Source organism: Bradyrhizobium retamae, assembly GCF_001440415.1.
GTDB lineage: Bacteria > Pseudomonadota > Alphaproteobacteria > Rhizobiales > Xanthobacteraceae > Bradyrhizobium > Bradyrhizobium retamae.
The window spans coordinates 1-2,962 of the sequence record NZ_LLYA01000072.1 but is presented as its reverse complement, the minus strand read 5'-3'; the positions used below and the strand labels follow the sequence as shown (position 1 = coordinate 2,962).

Sequence of the window (2,962 nt, the reverse complement as noted above, 5' to 3'; positions counted from 1 at the left end):
ATGGCCGCCGACCCTCCGCCATGAAAAGATTCACAGCCTCGTAGGGTGGGCAAAGGCGCAACGCGCCGTGCCCACCATCTCTCCGGTTCGTTTGCTGAATGGTGGGCACGCTTGTGCTTTGCCCACCCTACAGCTCTTTACTTCTCGACTTTTACCTGAAGTGATAGTTCACGCCGACCTTGATGGTGTGAAAATCGATCGTGCCGGAGTCAAACAGGTCGCCGCCCAGATTGTAGGTCTCGCTGCCGAGGCTGGTGTACATGTATTCGGCCTTGGCCGACCAGTTCGGCGTGAACAGGTATTCGAGGCCGCCGCCGATGGTGTATCCGGTGTGAGACTGGCTATCCGAAAGCGACACGCCGAGCGCGGGCACTGAAATGGAGTCCTTTCTGTTGGCCCACGCAAAACCGCCCTTGGCGTAGACGAGGGCCGCATCCAATGCGAAGCCCGCGCGGCCGGTCACGCTGCCGAACGAGTTGATCTTGAGTTCCTCCGTGGCCAGGACGCCCCCGCCGATGTCTGCGGTGAGGCTGTCCTTGATGCTGGCGCCGGCGGCGTCGACTTCGACACCGAAAACAAACTGACTGCCTGGGAATTGCCAGTTGTAGCCGATGGTGCCGCCGCCGAAGCCGCCGCTGGCATCCCCGCTGTCCCAGCCATAGCCGCCCATCGCGCCGATGTAGAAGCCGGACCAGTTATACGCCGCAACCACCGTCGCCGGGGCGGCCTTGGGATAGGGCCGCGCCCGAAGGTCGGCGGCCGAGGCCGCGCTCGCGACCGAAAGAGCCACACCAGCTAAAAGTAGTCGTTTCATTTTTTGTCCCCTGAAGTTGAACACTCGTATACCCCCCTGCAGGCCCCATAGCGGACCGATTGCACCGGCATGGTGACGTATCGTTTTCGGAAAGCGGGCGCGAACGCGCCCCCAAAGAGCCGTCTGCAAGCGACGTTTGCGCGGATGTGAGAACGTCGTTCGCAGGTTAACCATACGATGCGTATGCCGGCAAAAATTGGACCGAAGCGCGTTCGCTCATTGGCGCGGACAGGTTGCTATTTCGACAGCAGTGCGGCGACGTGTGGTGCAGAACGCTCTCGCGATCTGCGAGAGAGGGGCGCGAATGCGAGCGTGATGACAGGCGGGCGTCGCGTCAGCGCCGCTTTCGAACATGGACGTTGATGTCGAGATCGATCTCGTTGACGCAGGTCTGCGTCGTGCGATGCGAGCGGCCCTCGTGCCAGCGGCCCTCGCGCGTGCGCGCATCGCTGACATTCGCGACCTTCAGGCAACGCCATTGCGGCAGCGGGCCAGAGCTTTCGCCCGCGAATTGCCAGGCCAGTACGACCTCTTCGCCGTGTCTGTTGGTGCCGATGATGTGCGGGCATAGTTCGCGGGCGCGGCCGTCATAGCGGCAGACGACCTGCTGTTCGTCAAGGATGGCATTGCGGAAGAGGGTGTAGGTGGCACTTAGCATCGGGAAGCGTGCGATCTAGGATTGTACGATAGGTCTCTGTATAACCATAACGAACGACTTTGTTTCCCTCGGGCCCCAGCCATGCCTTACAGCCGAAATCGCCCGATCAACCTGCCGGCGCCGTACCTCAAGCGCATCTGGCTTGAGCCTTCGCGCATCACCGACCGCGAAGCCTATCCGTTCTGCCTGCCGTTGCTGCGCGATGATTTCGAGCTGAGCTTCAACCGCGCGATCACCATCATCGTCGGTGAGAACGGTACGGGCAAATCCACCTTGCTCGAAGGCATCGCCGTGCTTGCCGGCTATGACGAAGCCGGCGGCGGCAAGGGATACATGACGGTCGACCACTCATGGGCGTTGGAGAAAATGGGTGGGCAATTGTCGAAAGCGTTGCGGGCGAGCTGGCTGCCTAAAATTACCAATGGCTGGTTTTTCCGCGCCGAAAGCTTTTTCTCCGTTGCCCGATACTTAGACGAGATGGCCCAGAAATATCCGATGGGAGGAGGCCCCCCACCTAACTTCCTCTCCCATTCCCACGGCGAGGGCTTTTTGCGCTTCTTCGAAGAGCGCTGCCAGCGGCAGGGTATCTTCATCTTCGATGAACCGGAGTCCGCGCTGTCGCCCGCGCGCCAGATCGAGTTTCTGAAGCTGATGCGGCGCATGGATCAGATCGGCCATTGCCAGATCATCATGGCCACGCATTCGCCGGTGCTGATGGCGTATCCGAACGCGACGCTGCTGCGGCTGACGAAATATGGGCTGGAGTCCGTGACGGTGCGTGAAACGGACCACTACAAGGTGCTGCGCGAGTTTTGCGACGACCCGGACGGATTCGTGCAGGCGGCAATCGAGGAGTGAAGTCTTGCAGGGTGGGTAGAGCCAACGGGTCCGGCCAGTCGGTCGGCCCGATGGCTCTACCATCCTACACCACTGCAAACTTTGTCGCAGGTTATGCCACCTGTGTTGGGCTCGTTTGTGCTATTATGTCGACCGAACAAGGGAAAACAGGGAGGACGCCATGCCTCATACCCTGGTGCCCAGTGATCGCGTCGAGCGCGTGAGCGTGTACGGGCGCGACGGCACAAAGCTCGGCTCGATCGAGCGGCTGATGCTCGACAAGGTGAGCGGAACGGTTGCCTATGCCGTGATCAAAACAGGAGGGCTGCTCGGCAGCCACCATCATTGTCCGATCCGGTGGGACGCACTCCGATTTGATCCCGCGCGTCAGGCCTACCAATCCGACATAACACTGGAGGACCTGCGCGCGGGCCCGTCCGAGCTCGATGACGACGCCTTCGACTGGGGCGACCGCTCACGCCCGCATCCGCATTATTGGGGGGTGTAGGGACGATCGGAGAGTGAGCCGTAGGGTGGGTAGAGCGAAGCGAAACCCACCATTCTGCTCGTGCGGCAACCCTGATGGGTATCGCTTCGCTCCACCCATCCTACGAGGCTGTGAATCTTTTCATGGCGGAGGGTCGGCGGCCATG

Annotated in this window: 4 protein-coding genes; 2 read left to right on the top strand and 2 right to left on the bottom strand. The window is 61.1% G+C overall.

Annotated features, from left to right (window positions below; translation table 11 throughout):
* Positions 1-151: 151 nt before the first annotated feature.
* Together CQ13_RS10065 and CQ13_RS10060 are read right to left on the bottom strand one after the other, a co-directional pair.
* The gene (locus CQ13_RS10065; RefSeq protein WP_347337027.1) at positions 152-838 is read right to left on the bottom strand and encodes an outer membrane protein; all 687 of its coding nucleotides are present in this window, start codon (positions 836-838) and stop codon (positions 152-154) included.
* A gap of 310 nt (positions 839-1,148) precedes the next feature.
* Positions 1,149-1,472, bottom strand: coding sequence for a hypothetical protein (locus CQ13_RS10060; protein ID WP_057842754.1), 324 nt, complete (start codon positions 1,470-1,472; stop codon positions 1,149-1,151).
* An 81-nt stretch (positions 1,473-1,553) separates the two neighbouring features.
* Here CQ13_RS10060 and CQ13_RS10055 point away from each other — a divergent pair, with 81 nt between their 5' ends.
* Both CQ13_RS10055 and CQ13_RS10050 read left to right on the top strand, forming a co-directional pair.
* Complete coding sequence (locus CQ13_RS10055) at positions 1,554-2,330, top strand: AAA family ATPase (protein ID WP_057842753.1); 777 nt, start codon at positions 1,554-1,556, stop codon at positions 2,328-2,330.
* Positions 2,331-2,490: 160 nt separating this feature from the next.
* The gene (locus CQ13_RS10050; RefSeq protein ID WP_057842756.1) at positions 2,491-2,817 is read left to right on the top strand and encodes a PRC-barrel domain-containing protein; all 327 of its coding nucleotides are present in this window, start codon (positions 2,491-2,493) and stop codon (positions 2,815-2,817) included.
* The last annotated feature ends 145 nt before the right edge of the window (positions 2,818-2,962 follow it).

Bases quoted from the DNA above. Each gene is read 5' to 3' on its own strand.
- CQ13_RS10050 (WP_057842756.1), top strand. From the start codon at position 2,491: ATGCCTCATACCCTGGTGCCCAGTGATCGCGTCGAGCGCGTGAGCGTG.
- CQ13_RS10060 (WP_057842754.1), bottom strand. From the start codon at position 1,472: ATGCTAAGTGCCACCTACACCCTCTTCCGCAATGCCATCCTTGACGAA.
- CQ13_RS10055 (WP_057842753.1), top strand. From the start codon at position 1,554: ATGCCTTACAGCCGAAATCGCCCGATCAACCTGCCGGCGCCGTACCTC.